The organism is Vibrio sp. 1874 (assembly GCF_033344395.1).
In the GTDB taxonomy this organism is placed as follows: domain Bacteria; phylum Pseudomonadota; class Gammaproteobacteria; order Enterobacterales; family Vibrionaceae; genus Vibrio; species Vibrio alginolyticus.
Genome location: NZ_JAWPOR010000004.1, coordinates 72,500 through 87,952 on the forward strand (window position 1 = coordinate 72,500; position 15,453 = coordinate 87,952).

Here is a 15,453-nt window from a genome sequence, read left to right on the forward strand (position 1 = left end):
TTTAGTGAAGAAGATGCACTGGCGTCTATGGCTGGCGAACCTGCGTTAGAAACGTCCGAGTCCGTTGAGCCAGAACAGGTTGAAGCCGACTTGCCAGCTGAGTCCGAAGAAGAGTTCAATTTTGATGAGCTCGATTTGCCAGAGTTCAGCGAAGAAGATGCCTTGGCGTCGATGGAAGAAGAGCCAGAATTACCGAGCTCTGAGACTGCAGATATAGAACCAATCTCCGGTGAGGATGAAGAGTTAAGTTTTGACGACCAAGATCTTCCAGAGTTCAATGAGGAAGATGTTCTCGCGTCAATGAACGAGGGTGCGCCAGAGAGCCCTAAGGTTGAAGCAGAGACATCGAGACCAGCTATTCAAGCCGATAACGATCATGATGCTTTGTTTGAAGTATTTGCGCAGCAAAACGGCTTTGATACTGACCCAGAAGTGCAGCCAACAGCGACAGAGGGTGAGCCGCTCAGTAATTTGGATGATGAATCATCAATGGCTAACCTTCTTGCGGAAGACGCAAACTCAGAAGTATTTGAAGGTAAACTAGACAGTGACACCATCGCAAGTGCAGGTATGGATTTTGAAACCATGCTTGATGTTGGAGATGATTGGGATGGCTTTAAACCCGCTGCTGATAACGTAAGTTCTACTGAAGAAGTGCCTGAGGACCAGCGTGATGTTTGGAATTCGAGTGATGCACTAAGTCAGCCAGAGATCGCGCAAGAAAACTGGGCAGAGCAAAGCGACTTGGATGACTTCGACCCGAAGAAAAATCAATTTATGACGATTGATGAATTGATGGCTCAGGTCGACAGAGAAGGTGGTGAGTTCGAAGAAGAAGACCTTAAGCTCGATGTCGGATTGAACGAGTTTCCAGATGTTATCGGCGAGATCGGCGATATTGACGTAGATAACAATGCTGAAGCGGCTGGGAAACTGGATTTGGCTAAAATCTATCTCGAGATGAACGATTCTCAAGGGGCGATTAAACTACTAGAAGAGGCGATTGTTTACGGTGAGGATGATATTCGCCGCGAAGCAAAAAGCCTGATTGACGCCATTAATGGCCGATAAACCGAAACAAAAGGGTAGCGTTTGCTACCCTTTTTGTGTCCCGTTAGTAGGATGCTACCTTTATGTCACCCTTGGTGAAACTGGCAACTTGAGGTGACTTGAGTATATACTTCCCGCCCCATTTTAGAGTTCGAAGGTTAAGATGAGAATCGCATTAGGTATCGAGTACAACGGTACAAACTACTTTGGTTGGCAGCGCCAAAGAGAAGTGAAAAGTGTCCAAGAAGAGCTAGAGAAAGCATTGTCCGTCGTCGCTAATCACCCAGTTGAAGTTCAGTGTGCTGGTCGGACAGACGCAGGCGTGCATGGCACGGGACAAGTTGTGCACTTTGATACCAACGTTACTCGAAAAATGGTAGCTTGGACCATGGGCGCAAACGCGAACATGCCAAGCGATATAGCGGTTCGTTGGGCTAAGGAAGTTTCAGATGATTTCCATGCAAGATTCTCAGCGACAGCTCGCCGTTATCGTTACATTATTTTCAATCATGCTTTACGTCCAGGCATCTTAAACTCGGGGGTTAGTCACTATCATGGTGAGCTCGACGAGAAAAAAATGCATGAAGCAGGGCAGTTCCTACTTGGCGAAAATGATTTTACGTCGTTTCGCGCGGCGCATTGTCAGTCTCGCAGCCCATTTCGAAACTTGATGCATCTGAACGTTACGCGCCATGGAAACTATTTGGTTATTGATATTAAAGCCAATGCGTTCGTGCATCATATGGTTCGTAATATCACGGGTAGCTTGATAAAAGTTGGACGTGGCGAAGAGAGTCCTGAATGGATCAAGTGGTTATTAGAAGCCAAAGATCGCAAACTAGCGGGTGCGACAGCGAAAGCGGAAGGTCTGTACCTGGTAGATGTAGACTACCCAGAAGAGTTTGGGTTACCTGAAGTGCCGATCGGTCCACTGTTTTTACCAGATAATTTGAACTAATTTTACAAACTTATTTCAAAATATCGGTAGTGTTTACATTGAATGTGAACGGAAAACATACGCTATTTACGATATCAAAAATAGGTACAACCAGTTTTTTATCTACAGTAGCTGCAAGATATGGTTTAATCCGTCGGTATTATGTCGAATTTATATCTTTCGCAATGAAGCGGAAGAGTTGAGAGAAAAGGTCTTCCATGAGTTGGCTTGAAAAGATTTTAGAGAAAAGCAATCTAGTAAGTTCACGCAAAGCTTCTATCCCAGAAGGTGTGTGGACTAAATGTACCTCTTGTGAACAGGTTTTATACCATGCTGAACTAGAGCGTAACTTAGAAGTTTGTCCAAAGTGTAACCATCACATGCGTATGAAAGCGCGTCGTCGTTTGGAAACATTTTTAGATGAAGGTAATCGAGTTGAATTAGGTTCTGAACTTGAGCCACAGGATAAACTGAAATTTAAAGATTCTAAGCGATACAAAGAGCGTATCTCTGCTGCACAAAAAAATAGCGGTGAGAAAGATGCGCTAGTTGTGATGCAGGGTGAATTGCTTGGTCTGCCGCTTGTGGCGTGTGCGTTTGAATTCTCCTTTATGGGTGGTTCAATGGGTTCAGTCGTTGGTGCTCGCTTTGTGAAAGCAGTGGATGCAGCCATTGAAAATAACTGTGCGCTTGTTTGTTTCTCAGCAAGTGGTGGTGCTCGTATGCAAGAGGCTTTAATGTCTCTTATGCAAATGGCAAAAACCAGTGCTGCGCTTGAGCGTTTATCAGAAAAAGGTCTGCCGTTTATTTCTGTTCTAACTGACCCTACAATGGGTGGTGTATCAGCAAGTTTGGCTATGTTGGGTGATATCAACATCGGTGAACCTAAGGCCCTCATTGGCTTTGCTGGTCGTCGTGTAATCGAGCAAACTGTACGTGAAGATCTTCCTGAAGGTTTCCAGCGTAGTGAGTTCCTGCTTGATCACGGTGCTATTGATATGATCGTTGACCGTCGTGAAATGCGTCAGCGTGTGGGTGGTCTTATCGCTAAGATGACTAACCACAAGTCTCCTTTGGTGGTTTCGGTTAACGAATCTCCAAATGAAGAGCCATATTCTGTACCAGAAGCGGACGAAAAAGGGTAAAGTATCAACTAACATAAAAACCAAAGAATTTAATGGTTAAAGTTAGATGACCCAAAACCCAATTCCTCAAGCCACATCTTCATTAGAGATGTGGCTTGATTATTTAGCAAATATTCATTCCTCAGCAATTGATCTAGGCTTAGACCGTGTCCAAGCGGTAGCAAACAAAGCCAATCTTACCAAACCAGCTCCAACCGTAATCACCGTTGCCGGAACCAATGGCAAAGGCTCAACGTGTGCGTTAATGGAAGCCATTTTACTTGATGCTGGCTATTCAGTCGGTGTTTATAGTTCTCCGCACCTGATTCGTTACAACGAGCGTGTACGCATTAATGGCGTTGACGTTGTAGATGCCAAGCACTGTGAAGCATTCGATTATGTAGAAAAGCAGCGTGGTGATGTTAGCCTTAGCCTCTTTGAATTCGGTACGCTTGCTGCGCTACGTATTTTCCAAGTAGAGAAAGTTGACGTTGTCTTACTTGAAGTAGGACTTGGCGGCCGTCTAGACGCCACTAATGTTGTTGACCATGATGTTTCTGTTATTACGAGCTTAGCGATCGATCATGTGGATTGGCTTGGTGATGACATCAATGTTATTGGTTTTGAAAAAGCGGGCATTTACCGTTCAGGGAAGCCAGCAATTTGTGGTCAACCGACGCCACCAGCGACCGTGGCGGCTCATGCTGACGATATTGGTTCTGAGTTCTTCCAAGTAGGTATTCAGTACGATTACCAACTAACTGATAATGGTTGGAAATGGAGCAGTGGGGCATTTGAGTTAGAGGATTTACCAATCCCATCGCTACCATTACAAAATGCAGCCACTGCACTGATGGCACTAGGGGCTTCGGAATTGCAAATCACTGACATAAATATTGTCAATGGCTTGAATAATGCGCGTTTGGCGGGGCGTATGCAAGTACTGCATCACGAACCTGAAATAGTCCTTGATGTCGCTCATAACCCGCACTCTGCTGAGTATTTGGTAGAAAGAGTGAAGCAACAATATCTGGGTAAGAATATCCATATTGTGGTTGCAATGCTGCATGACAAGGACATTAAAGCAACCATTGAAGCGCTAACTCCAGTTGCAACACAATGGTATCCAGCGTCGCTTACTGGACCGAGAGCGGCGACCGCTGATGAATTGTGCCAATACTTACCTGATGGGCAAGTTCATTTTGAAAACCCTGTTGACGCCTTCGAGAGTGCGAGAAGCCACGCAAAGGCAGGAGACGTTATTCTGGTGGTTGGCTCATTCCATACCGTCGGAGAGGTATTGGAACATTGGCAATCAAATAATAAATAAGTAAAGGTATTTTGATGGCAAGTAAATTCCAAAGTCGTTTAGTCGGCACCATCATTCTAGTCGCAGTCGGAGTCATTGTTCTTCCCGATGTGCTAGATGGTAAGAAACTGCACTACAAAGAAGAATTTGCCAGTATTCCTATCAAACCAGAACTTGATAGTGATGTGGAAAACTTCGAAATATTAGAGCCAGTGGAAGACGACATTACGTTACCGGATTCTCCGGTTGAAGCTGTAGTGCAAGAACGTGAGGATGCTCAAGTAGCCGTTTCTGAGCCCGAGCCAGTGCCAACATCTAAACCTGAGGTCATCAAACAACCAGAGCAAGTTGAGGTCGTCACTCGTCCTGTTCAAGAGAAAAATCAATATGAAGATTCAGCTTGGATCATTCAGTTGATGGCACTTAAGAATCACGAAAATGCTGTCGCGCTTGTCGCGGATTTGCAAAAGCGTGGTTATCAAGCTCACACAAAGAAAGAAAACGAGTTTACGAGAGTGATTGTTGGCCCTGATGTGTCAAAAAGTAAACTTGAACGACAAGTTCAAGAATTACAAAAAATTACAGGTTCAAAAGGTCAATTGCTTAAATTTAAGCCATTAAATCCATAAGAAAACGTTTGCGTCAGCATTTTTTCTGTTAAAATGCGCGCCAACTTAAGATGAAGAAAAGATGAATTGGATAGATTTTATCATTTTAGGTGTGATCGGATTTTCAGCTCTGATCAGTTTAGTTCGCGGTTTTGCTAAAGAAGCTTTGTCTTTGGTGATTTGGTTCGGAGCGTTTTTTATCTCCAGTAATTACTATGCCAAATTGGCGGTGTACTTCACCAACATCGAAGATGATATGTTTCGTAACGGAGCGGCGATTGCGGCGTTATTTGTCGCAACCTTGGTAGTTGGTGCAGTGGTGAATTACGTCATTGGTCAACTGGTACAAAAAACAGGGCTATCAGGTACGGACCGAATTCTCGGGATTGTATTTGGTGGTCTACGCGGAGTCTTAATTGTTTCTGCGGTGCTGTTTTTTATGGATGCGTTTACTGCATTCCCAAGCTCGGATTGGTGGAAAGATTCACAGTTGATCCCTGAGTTCAGCCGTATCATCGCCCCATTCTTCGAGCATTTACAAGCAACATCAAGTTTTCTGTCTGGCACTATCTAGTAGTGCCAGCTACTGTCGCAAATCGAGGATTAGGACATGTGTGGTATTGTTGGAATCGTGGGCACAACGCCTGTAAACCAGTCTATTTATGACGCGTTAACGGTGTTACAGCATCGTGGCCAAGATGCCGCTGGTATTTGTACCATAGAAAGCAATCGTTTTCGTCTGCGTAAGGCGAACGGTTTAGTCAAGGATGTATTTGAAGCAAGACACATGCAACGCCTGCAAGGCGAGGTCGGAATTGGTCATGTTCGTTACCCTACAGCAGGCAGTTCAAGCGCTTCAGAAGCTCAACCTTTCTACGTAAACTCTCCTTTCGGTATTACACTTGCCCACAACGGTAACTTGACTAACGCTAACGAAGTTCGTCAGAAGCTGTTTGAAAAAGATCGCCGTCATATCAATACCACTTCAGACTCTGAAGTATTACTAAATGTACTGGCGCACGAAATTGACTCAGTAAAAGGAAATGTCACGACCGAAGACGTATTCCGCGCAGTCACCAATGTTCATCGCACAATTCGCGGTGCTTATGCTGTGACAGCTATGATCATTGGTCATGGTATGATTGCATTTCGTGACCCACACGGTATTCGCCCGCTGTGTTTAGGTAAGCGTGAAGTTAACGGCAGAGCAGAGTACATGGTTGCGTCTGAATCGGTGGCATTGGATGCGGTCGGTTTTGATTTCGTCCGTGATGTTGCACCTGGTGAAGCGATTTACGCAACGTTTGACGGTGAGCTTTACACGAAGCAGTGTGCAGATAATCCTAAGCTGAACCCTTGTATTTTCGAGTTCGTGTACTTTGCTCGTCCAGATTCGTTCATCGATAAAATTTCGGTATACAGCGCTCGCGTTGAAATGGGTAAAAAGCTGGGCGAACGTATTCGTGAAGATTACGCAAACCTTGATATCGATGTTGTCATTCCTATCCCTGAAACGTCTTGCGACATTGCACTGCAAATCGCTCAAGCGATCGATATCCCTTATCGCCAGGGTTTCGTGAAAAACCGTTATGTTGGACGTACGTTTATCATGCCTGGCCAGCAACAACGTAAGAAATCAGTACGTCGCAAGTTGAATGCTATTCGTTCGGAATTCAAAGGTAAGAACGTGTTGCTGGTGGATGACTCTATTGTTCGAGGTACAACGTCAGAGCAGATTATTGAGATGGCTCGTGATTCTGGTGCCAAGAAAGTGTACATGGTCTCAGCGGCTCCTGAAGTTCGTTTCCCGAACGTATACGGCATTGATATGCCAAGTGCTACAGAGCTTATTGCCCATGGCCGTGACAACGATACAATTTGTAAGCAGATTGGTGCCGATGCGCTTATTTATCAACGCCTAGAAGATTTGGTAGAAGCTGTAGGTCTTGGAAATCAAGACATTACTCAGTTCGATACTTCCGTGTTTAACGGCGAATACGTAACGGGTGATATTGACCAACAATACCTAGATTTTTTAGATGGTCTTCGTAATGATGATGCGAAAACACAACTTGAAATCCAACAGGATTTAGCAAATCTAGAGCTTCATAACGAAGGCGCATAGGATGCGCTTTCTTAAGTCGTAAAAAAACCAGAGCTTTGGCTCTGGTTTTTTGTTTTCGCTATCTAGTTAGTGAATGTTATAAGCGATCACAAAGTCAATAAAGAGGCGAACTTTCTCTGGCAGGTGGTCTTTGTGGTTGTAAAGCATATAAATGTCGCGCGGGTTTGCACTCCAATCTGGCAGTACGCGTACCAAATCGCCGCTCTCGATGTACTCTTTGATCATGACATCTGGCATTAGTGTGATGCCTAAACCTTCGGAACAAGCACTGCGCACCACATTGAGCGCGTTTGCTTGAAAACGACCACGGTCAACATTCACCACAGACTCGCCTTTGCTATTAATCAAGGTCCACTTAATAAGCGGGTACCCTTTTAGCAATGAATGGTTAGAGAGCTCTTCTGCATGATGTGGCGCAGGATTCGAGGTTAGATAGTCAGGGCTTGCAACGAGAATATCCTTCACTTCGCCAATCTTACGCGCGATGAGGCTAGAGTCGCGTTGAGGTCCCACTCGAAAAATTACATCCCATTCAGTAGGGTCAAGCTTGTCCGCATTATTCTCTGTCGTTAGCTCAATGTTGATGTCCGGGTACTGCTTCATAAAGCTGTTGAACATCGGCATCATCATTCGTTTAGTTAAGTTGTAAGGCGCGGATATCTTAATCTTGCCGGATGCTCCTCGGCAGTCGTCAGTGATTTCCTCTGCTGCGGTTGTTAGCCTTTGTAGTAAAGGAGAGCACTCATGGTAAAAACGTTCCCCTGCTTCAGTGAGCGAAAGTTTGCGAGCATGACGGTTCAATAGTCGAAGATTGACAGAGTCTTCTAGCGCTTGAATGCGTCGGGTGATGGTCGCAACCGGGATCATGGTTTTTCGCGAAGTTGCGGTGTAGCTCCCATTTTCGACAACCAGTCGAAACAGGTTTAAGTCATCTAATTTCATATTTCCAGACACATTAAATTACCGATTACGGTTAATTTATAATTAACTTTGTGATCAAAGCTTGCTTTAAGTCAACATGTTGCATCATTTGAACACAGCAACCCTGTTTGAGTAAATACTGTTATACGCCGTAATATTTGTATTAATGCAGTTTCCGAGCTAAGTTTTATAACAAGGTAAAGCGGCCTCAGGTCTTGCTGTGACACGTTTTGCTGGAAGTAAACACAACAAAAATAATGACTTAATAATAAATCTGTTTTTTTGACTGAGCTTTGTGAGGGATAAAGGTATGTTTAAGACTCACAGTCAAACGGCAATGGTCTCGGCACAGGAAGTGATTAATCAAAAACTAATAATGTTGGTGGACGATGATCCAATATTTCGTAAAGTAACCAATGCCTATTTAGAAAGTCAGGGTTTTAAAGTAGTAGAAGCAGAAAACGGCCTAGAAGCGCTTCAACAACTCAGGGAATGCCAACCCGATCTTATCTTATGTGATTTATCGATGCCGGTCTTAGATGGTATCGAGTTCGTCGAAGAAGTTAGTCTCGAATACCCATATATGCCGCTTATCGTGGTATCAGGCACGGATGAAATGTCCGATGTCGCGAAAGCGTTGCGATTTGGTATTAAAGATTTTCTTCCTAAACCGATAGGTAATTATGAGCACCTATCTCAGGCGATAGAGAATACGCTAGAAGATACCGATAGCCACTTCTCAGAACAACGTGACTTTTCAAGTCAGTGGTTCAGGGTTGATGATGGTGGTGAAATCCCAGATGAACAAGAGCTGTATTGGCATCTGGAATATTTACAACAGAATCCGAGTGCGGCAAGAGATTTACTGCAAGCTCTATTGCCAGAAAAGGATGCTGCTCAGGGAGATTGGCGCTGCTCGTACCGTTTATTGCAATCGACGGATGTGATGCCCTTGGTTTTCGATTATCGTTGGTTAATGAATGGTCAATTTGCGTTTTATCTAGTTGATTCTGCTTCCCAAGCTAATGATGGAGTTGCGACGACATTGCTCGTTAGGGCATTGTTTGACGACTATCTCCGTAACTTGAAAAGTTTCAGTGCTGATCTCAAGGACATGGTAGGGATCATTGAAAAAGGAATTGAGTGTTCGGAGTGTGCGGGTGCAGTCAATGCTGTGTTTGGTGTCGCCGACCTCGCTTCATCCTCGGTCTCTATATTGCCTGCGGGTTTAGATAGCCATTGGTCTGACGGAAATACGAATCAACACATCGCAGCAGGTAACCGTTTAGGGGGAGGAAGTATGAAAAACTTCATCACCCGCGATTTACCGCTTAGTGTTGCAGGACAGTTATCTATCGGGTGTTTAGGTTCTTCAAGTTTTAGTTTAAGTATTACCCGGAAATCCCGACTAGTATAATTATGACTTGCAAACCAACAATAAGCAGCGTCCTGACGCTGCTTATTATCTTTTTAGAACCACCAAAACAACATACGTTTAGTTCAATAACCTTACTTTTTACTGGTGTTTAGATTTGGCTGTTTAATGTATAGTCAGCGCTTAAAACAATAATGACCCATTTGTGCAACGATAATTTAACGCTGTGCCTTGGGAGAAGCAAAGTCAACTAGTGAGAAGACACATCATGGCAGACAAAGATTTTAAAGAGCCTTATAATATTTTTTACTTTTTAGGTTTTATTGCAGTTCTTTTGATCCCAACACTTCCTGCAACGCTAACCTGGCTTCGTGTAATGAATGGTTACGCAGGCTTTTAATCTAGCAATTTTGTACCGGAGTTCACCATTCGTATTAAGCGTTACTTTTTCAATACTGTTGGTGGACTCTGTATTGTGCTCGGCATAGCCGGCATAGCCCTTCCACTGTTACCCACCACACCTTTTATTTTGCTTGCTAGCGCATGTTTTATGCGTGGTAGCCCCGCATTTCATCAATGGTTACATAACCACAAAACGTTTGGACCCATTCTCGACAATTGGCATAAGCATCGGGCTGTTACTTCAAAAGTAAAAAAGCGTGGTGCGATTTTTATTGCGCTTAGTTTCATGGTTTCAATCGTTGTTGTCCCCCTCGTTTGGGTAAAAATTGGTCTTTTAGTGATGCTAATCGTTTTACTCAGCTGGTTTATGCGTCTGCCTGTGATTGAGTTGGTTGCTGACCGAGAAGAAAATCACTAAGATTGTAGAGAATAGTGTGCCCGCTCTTCGAGTGGGCGTTTGTATTTTCAGCGCCTGTGACTTTTACGAAAATAAGCACATAGTGGTGAAAACCTATTGTTCGTTGCCCTCGTGATACTGCGATTAGAGAGGGTGATGAGCCAATCTAAGTAAATCGGTATTATGACTACAGAAACAATTTCACTGATCAAATCTAGCATCAAAAGCATCCAAGACTACCCAAAGCCAGGCATTCTATTTCGTGATGTGACGAGCCTTCTTGAAGACGCGAAAGCATACCAAGCGACGATCAACTTACTTGTTGAACGTTACAAAGATATGGGCTTTACCAAGGTTGTGGGTACGGAAGCCCGTGGCTTTCTATTTGGCGCGCCTTTAGCGCTTGAGCTAGGTGTTGGTTTTGTACCAGTGCGTAAACCAGGCAAGCTACCACGCCCTACTGTTGCTCAATCTTATGAGCTTGAATACGGCGTTGATACACTAGAAATCCATACAGATGCCATCGTTGAAGGCGACAAAGTACTGGTTGTCGACGATTTATTGGCAACGGGCGGTACTATTGAAGCGACGACTAAGCTGATTCGCCAACTGGGTGGTGAAGTTGAGCACGCTGCGTTCGTTATCAACCTACCAGAAATCGGTGGCGATAAACGTTTAGAGGCACTAGGTCTAAACGTGTACAGCATCTGCGATTTTGAAGGACATTAATACATTCAATGAGTTATTTAGCTTTAGCGCGAAAATGGCGTCCTAATCAGTTTGACCAAGTTGTCGGACAAAAACATGTCCTGACGGCGTTGGAAAACGCACTGGCGCAAAACCGTTTACACCATGCTTATCTGTTCAGCGGGACTCGTGGTGTGGGTAAAACGAGTATCGGTAGGCTGTTTGCCAAAGGCTTGAACTGCGAAACCGGCATTACCGCGACACCTTGTGGTAAGTGTGATACTTGTCGTGAAATTGATGAAGGTCGCTTTGTCGATCTTCTTGAAATCGACGCAGCATCACGTACTAAAGTTGAAGACACTCGTGAACTGTTAGACAACGTTCAATACAAACCTGCTCGTGGACGTTTTAAAGTGTACCTCATCGATGAGGTGCACATGCTATCGCGTCACTCTTTCAATGCGTTGTTGAAAACCCTGGAAGAGCCGCCAGAGTATGTGAAGTTCTTACTCGCAACAACTGATCCACAAAAGCTGCCTGTCACTATATTGTCGCGTTGTCTTCAGTTTCATCTGAAACCAATCAGCGTTGATGATATTCACCAGCAACTTGACTACATTTTGGGTCAAGAGCAAGTATCGGCAGAACCAAAAGCACTGGGTATGATCTCACATGCTGCAGATGGCAGTATGCGTGATGCTCTCAGCTTGACTGATCAAGCAATTGCTTTAGGTAACGGTGCGGTGCAAGCCGATATTGTCAGCCACATGTTGGGGACGATTGATACCGACCAAGCGATTCACTTACTAGAGTCAATCAGCAGCAAGAAACCTCAACAAGCTATGGATAAAATCCAACAATTAGCGGCAAATGGTGTTGAGTGGGATGGTTTGTTGCAGCAAGTCGCAACACAGTTACACCGAATTGCGATGTATCAAGCGTTGCCCGCGTCGTTAGACCGAGCACAACCAGATGCAGAGAAAATTGAGCTGTTGAGTAAAGCTCTAAGCCCGCAAGACGTTCAGCTTTACTATCAAATTGCATTGAAAGGTCGTGAAGATTTGACCCTCTCGCCAAATGGGCGAGTCGGTCTGGAAATGATTGTGCTGCGTATGATGGCGTTCCGCCCATCAAGTAACAGTGGGGCAAATGTTGTTTCCAGTAACTGCGAATCAGCTTCAGCCCCAGTTCAAAGTACCAGTCAACCAAAGGCTGCACCAGCTCAGACAGTAGCAGCTCCTCGAGCTCAGCAGCCGAGTCCAGCACAAAGCTCACCACAAGTGGCGCCTCAACCTTCATCCAATTCACAACCTGAATATCACGCGAGTGGATATGAGAGGGTTCCGCCACAGTATGATATGGCGCCGCCGATGAGCGAAAACCCTGCACCGCAGCATGAAACGCCACCTCAACAAGTGCAAGAGAGCGTTTCAACACCGGCGCGCGGTGGTCTAAGCGGTTTACGTCACCAATTACGTTCTCAGCGTCAAGGCCTACAACAGAACACTCCTCAAAATGGTGGCTCAAAAAAGCCTAAAGCGGCATCTGCACAACCAGAATCGGTTATCGACCGAGTAGCGCAATTGCATGGCAATTCCGCGCAGGTGTCGCCAAACTCAGCTCCGAAGTCGACGGAGCCACAAGTTGAGGAAGCGTATCGCTGGCGTCCAAGCAAGCCTGTTGAGACAAAAGTAAATACAAAACTGACACCTACGCAGCTCAAGCAGGCACTTGAGCATGAGAAAACGCCTGAAATGGCACAAAAGCTCATCGATGAGTCATTAGAACATAATGAATGGGCGAAGCTCATCAGCTTAATGGAGATCCCTAAGCTGGTAGAGCAACTTGCGCTAAACTCTCATTATAGTAAGCAAGGAACAACCGTTTCGTTACTATTGAGAAGCAGCCAAGCTCATTTGAATACTGATAGAGCTCAAGCCGAATTGCTCAAAGCACTTAATACCGTGTTAGGTGAAGAGTGCCACATGAGCATCGAAATAGGGGAGAGTGGAGAAACACCACTTGAACTGAGAGATAGGCTCTACCAAGAGAAATTACAGCAAGCGCTGAACAGTTTAGAAAACGATCCAAATGTTCAATTTATTGAACGTCGTTTTGCTGCAGAGCTTGATAAAGATAGTGTGCGCCCTATCTAATAATCGAATGGAATGGGGTTGAAAACCCAAAGGTATAACCCCATTAATTGATGCAACACCTCATTAAACCAGAGAGATAAACATGTTTGGTAAAGGCGGTATGGGCAACCTAATGAAGCAAGCCCAGCAAATGCAAGATCGCATGCAAAAGCTTCAAGAAGAAATCGCGAATATGGAAGTAACTGGCGAGTCTGGTGCTGGCCTAGTTAAAGTTACTATCACTGGTAGTCACAGCGTACGTCGTGTTGACATCGATGAAAGTTTGATGGAAGACGACAAAGAAATGCTTGAAGATCTGATCGCTGCGGCGTTCAATGATGCAGCCCGTCGTGTTGAAGAAACTCAAAAAGAGAAAATGGCTTCTGTAACTGGCGGTATGCAACTACCACCAGGTATGAAAATGCCATTCTAATCTGCTGATATTTAATTAAGCGGACTTTTAATGCGTACCAGTCATATGCTGGAACAATTGATGGAGGCCTTACGTTGTCTACCTGGGGTTGGCCCCAAGTCAGCGCAGCGTATGGCCTTTCATTTGTTACAGCGCGATAGAAAAGGCGGTTTGCAGCTTGCAGATGCGCTTAGTCAGGCAATGACAGAAATAGGTCATTGTACTGAGTGTCGAACCTTCACCGAAGAAGAAGTCTGTCACATTTGTACCAACCCAAAACGCCAAGAAAATGGTCAAATTTGTGTGGTAGAAAGCCCGGCAGACATCGCAGCCGTTGAAGCAACAGGCCAATATTCTGGTCGGTATTTTGTTCTTATGGGGCATTTGTCGCCATTAGATGGTATTGGTCCAAGTGATATTGGATTGGATGTCCTTGATTACCGCTTACGTCGCGGTGATATTACCGAAGTGATTTTGGCGACAAACCCAACAGTTGAAGGTGAAGCCACTGCCCACTACATCGCAGAGCTATGTAAAGAGCACCAAGTTGATGCCAGCCGCATCGCGCATGGTGTGCCTGTCGGTGGGGAGCTAGAGCTTGTTGATGGCACGACGTTGTCACATTCGCTATTAGGTCGACACAGAATTTAATAAAAAGCCGCTGAATTCAGCGGCTTTTTTGATTTTGGGAGTTAGGAACGATTAATCGTTCGATTCTTTACCAAGAAGATTTTTGTAGATAACCGCACCAAACACGCCACCCACAATAGGAGCAATCCAGAACAGCCATAGCTGAGAAACCGCCCAGTCACCCACATATACTGCGACTGCCGTGCTACGAGCAGGGTTTACTGACGTATTGGTGACAGGAATGCTGATCAGGTGAATGAGAGTCAAACACAGGCCAATTGCGATAGGTGCAAAGCCTTGTGGCGCACGTTTGTCTGTTGCACCCATAATGACAATCAGGAACATCATCGTCATGACAACTTCAGTCACAAGTGCAGCGATCATCGAGTATTGGCCTGGAGAGTGTTCACCATAACCATTGGCGGCAAAGCCAGAACCCACAACATCGAATCCTGCTTGTCCAGATGCAATAACGTAAAGCACGCCACCTGCGATAAGCCCGCCGATAACCTGTGAGATGATGTAGGGAGCAACGTCTTTTGTCTCAAAACGACCGCCAGTCCAAAGGCCAACTGTCACTGCAGGGTTCAAGTGACAACCTGAAATATGACCGATAGCAAATGCCATCGTCAGAACGGTTAAACCGAATGCCAAAGAAACGCCCAACAGACCAATACCCACTTCAGGGAAACCCGCAGCCAACACCGCGCTACCACAGCCGCCTAACACTAGCCAGAACGTGCCAAAAGCCTCAGCCAAATACTTATTCATGTTCTTTCCTGATCTTTAATTAAATGACCCGCTGAACATAGTCGAGAATTGTCAATAAATTGTGAGGGAGATCGCGCAAAAACCGCAAATGGAACGCTATGTGGCAAGAGTTCTCAAGGGTGAGATAAAAGGCTGAGGGGGGGAGTGCTAAATCTTGAGTTTGCTTTGATTACTGCCTCGGAGAGAAACAACCGAGGTACTAACTTTAAACGTGTGGTCTAGAGTCGCGTTACGTCAATTGTTCTAATTCAGTGATGTTGTCGAGTGCTTCTTGATTGGTGTTGCCGCATACAATCGGACACGGTTTAAAATCGTGACAGACTTTGGGGCGTTCAGGCTTACCAAATAGCTTGCACAAATTGTCGTCGTTGAGTTGCACACAACGAACACCTGCAGGTTTGCCCTTGGGCATTCCAGGTATTGGTGAAGAGATACTTGGCGCAATACAGCACGCTCCACATCCTAATCGACAATCCATAATGTAAACCTCTTAAAAATTAAGGGGGCAATTATGGTCATTTTGACGTGGATTGGAAGAGTGAAGAAAGAAAAAAATAAAAGGGCGCGCTT

Annotated in this window: 17 protein-coding genes; 14 read left to right on the forward strand and 3 right to left on the reverse strand. The window is 45.0% G+C overall.

All coding sequences use genetic code 11. The features are described 5' to 3' along the window. The 7 genes from R8N46_RS10220 to purF form a co-directional block, all read left to right on the forward strand. A partial coding sequence (locus tag R8N46_RS10220) for a FimV/HubP family polar landmark protein (RefSeq protein ID WP_318114627.1) occupies positions 1-1,071 on the forward strand: 1,071 nt, incomplete at its 5' end. Between the two features lie 142 nt (positions 1,072-1,213). Then, a complete protein-coding gene (truA, locus tag R8N46_RS10225; protein WP_318098462.1) occupies positions 1,214-2,008 on the forward strand; it encodes a tRNA pseudouridine(38-40) synthase TruA in 795 nt (264 codons plus the stop codon). A 197-nt stretch (positions 2,009-2,205) separates the two neighbouring features. Then, positions 2,206-3,132, forward strand: a complete 927-nt coding sequence (accD, locus tag R8N46_RS10230; RefSeq protein WP_005380583.1) for an acetyl-CoA carboxylase, carboxyltransferase subunit beta — start codon at positions 2,206-2,208, stop codon at positions 3,130-3,132. 46 nt (positions 3,133-3,178) lie between these two features. Further along, on the forward strand, positions 3,179-4,441 hold the full coding sequence (folC, locus tag R8N46_RS10235; RefSeq protein WP_005380586.1) for a bifunctional tetrahydrofolate synthase/dihydrofolate synthase: 1,263 nt from the start codon (positions 3,179-3,181) through the stop codon (positions 4,439-4,441). A 14-nt stretch (positions 4,442-4,455) separates the two neighbouring features. After that, positions 4,456-5,049 carry an SPOR domain-containing protein gene (locus R8N46_RS10240; protein ID WP_005380588.1) on the forward strand — a complete coding sequence of 198 codons (594 nt, stop codon included), beginning with the start codon at positions 4,456-4,458 and terminating at the stop codon, positions 5,047-5,049. Between the two features lie 61 nt (positions 5,050-5,110). Continuing rightward, a complete protein-coding gene (locus tag R8N46_RS10245; protein WP_005380590.1) occupies positions 5,111-5,602 on the forward strand; it encodes a CvpA family protein in 492 nt (163 codons plus the stop codon). A 36-nt stretch (positions 5,603-5,638) separates the two neighbouring features. Next, positions 5,639-7,153 (forward strand): amidophosphoribosyltransferase, encoded by a 1,515-nt coding sequence (gene purF, locus R8N46_RS10250; RefSeq protein WP_005380592.1) that lies wholly within the window; start codon positions 5,639-5,641, stop codon positions 7,151-7,153. Positions 7,154-7,219: 66 nt separating this feature from the next. Here the strand turns inward: purF and R8N46_RS10255 are convergent, their stop codons facing one another. Further along, positions 7,220-8,095, reverse strand: a complete 876-nt coding sequence (locus R8N46_RS10255; RefSeq protein WP_005384959.1) for a LysR family transcriptional regulator — start codon at positions 8,093-8,095, stop codon at positions 7,220-7,222. A 289-nt stretch (positions 8,096-8,384) separates the two neighbouring features. Here R8N46_RS10255 and R8N46_RS10260 point away from each other — a divergent pair, with 289 nt between their 5' ends. From R8N46_RS10260 to recR, 7 genes are all read left to right on the forward strand, one after another. Then, positions 8,385-9,491: a response regulator gene (locus R8N46_RS10260; protein ID WP_005380606.1), complete on the forward strand. Its 1,107-nt coding sequence runs from the start codon at positions 8,385-8,387 to the stop codon at positions 9,489-9,491. Between the two features lie 226 nt (positions 9,492-9,717). Beyond that, positions 9,718-9,849: a hypothetical protein gene (locus tag R8N46_RS10265; protein ID WP_005380608.1), complete on the forward strand. Its 132-nt coding sequence runs from the start codon at positions 9,718-9,720 to the stop codon at positions 9,847-9,849. 33 nt (positions 9,850-9,882) lie between these two features. Next, a complete protein-coding gene (locus R8N46_RS10270) occupies positions 9,883-10,269 on the forward strand; it encodes a YbaN family protein (RefSeq protein ID WP_080276930.1) in 387 nt (128 codons plus the stop codon). Between the two features lie 162 nt (positions 10,270-10,431). Next, the gene (gene apt / locus R8N46_RS10275) at positions 10,432-10,977 is read left to right on the forward strand and encodes an adenine phosphoribosyltransferase (protein WP_005380615.1); all 546 of its coding nucleotides are present in this window, start codon (positions 10,432-10,434) and stop codon (positions 10,975-10,977) included. An 8-nt stretch (positions 10,978-10,985) separates the two neighbouring features. Then, entirely contained in the window at positions 10,986-13,091 is a 2,106-nt protein-coding gene (gene dnaX, locus R8N46_RS10280; RefSeq protein ID WP_115386219.1) for a DNA polymerase III subunit gamma/tau, read from the forward strand. Positions 13,092-13,173: 82 nt separating this feature from the next. After that, positions 13,174-13,503: a YbaB/EbfC family nucleoid-associated protein gene (locus R8N46_RS10285; protein ID WP_005380618.1), complete on the forward strand. Its 330-nt coding sequence runs from the start codon at positions 13,174-13,176 to the stop codon at positions 13,501-13,503. Positions 13,504-13,533: 30 nt separating this feature from the next. Beyond that, positions 13,534-14,133: a recombination mediator RecR gene (recR, locus tag R8N46_RS10290; protein ID WP_005380619.1), complete on the forward strand. Its 600-nt coding sequence runs from the start codon at positions 13,534-13,536 to the stop codon at positions 14,131-14,133. A gap of 51 nt (positions 14,134-14,184) precedes the next feature. On the opposite strand, the gene aqpZ is transcribed toward recR, so the two are convergent. Both aqpZ and R8N46_RS10300 read right to left on the reverse strand, forming a co-directional pair. Then, entirely contained in the window at positions 14,185-14,883 is a 699-nt protein-coding gene (gene aqpZ / locus R8N46_RS10295) for an aquaporin Z (RefSeq protein ID WP_115386218.1), read from the reverse strand. Positions 14,884-15,112: 229 nt separating this feature from the next. Then, on the reverse strand, positions 15,113-15,361 hold the full coding sequence (locus R8N46_RS10300; RefSeq protein WP_017820793.1) for a YkgJ family cysteine cluster protein: 249 nt from the start codon (positions 15,359-15,361) through the stop codon (positions 15,113-15,115). Positions 15,362-15,453: the final 92 nt, after the last annotated feature.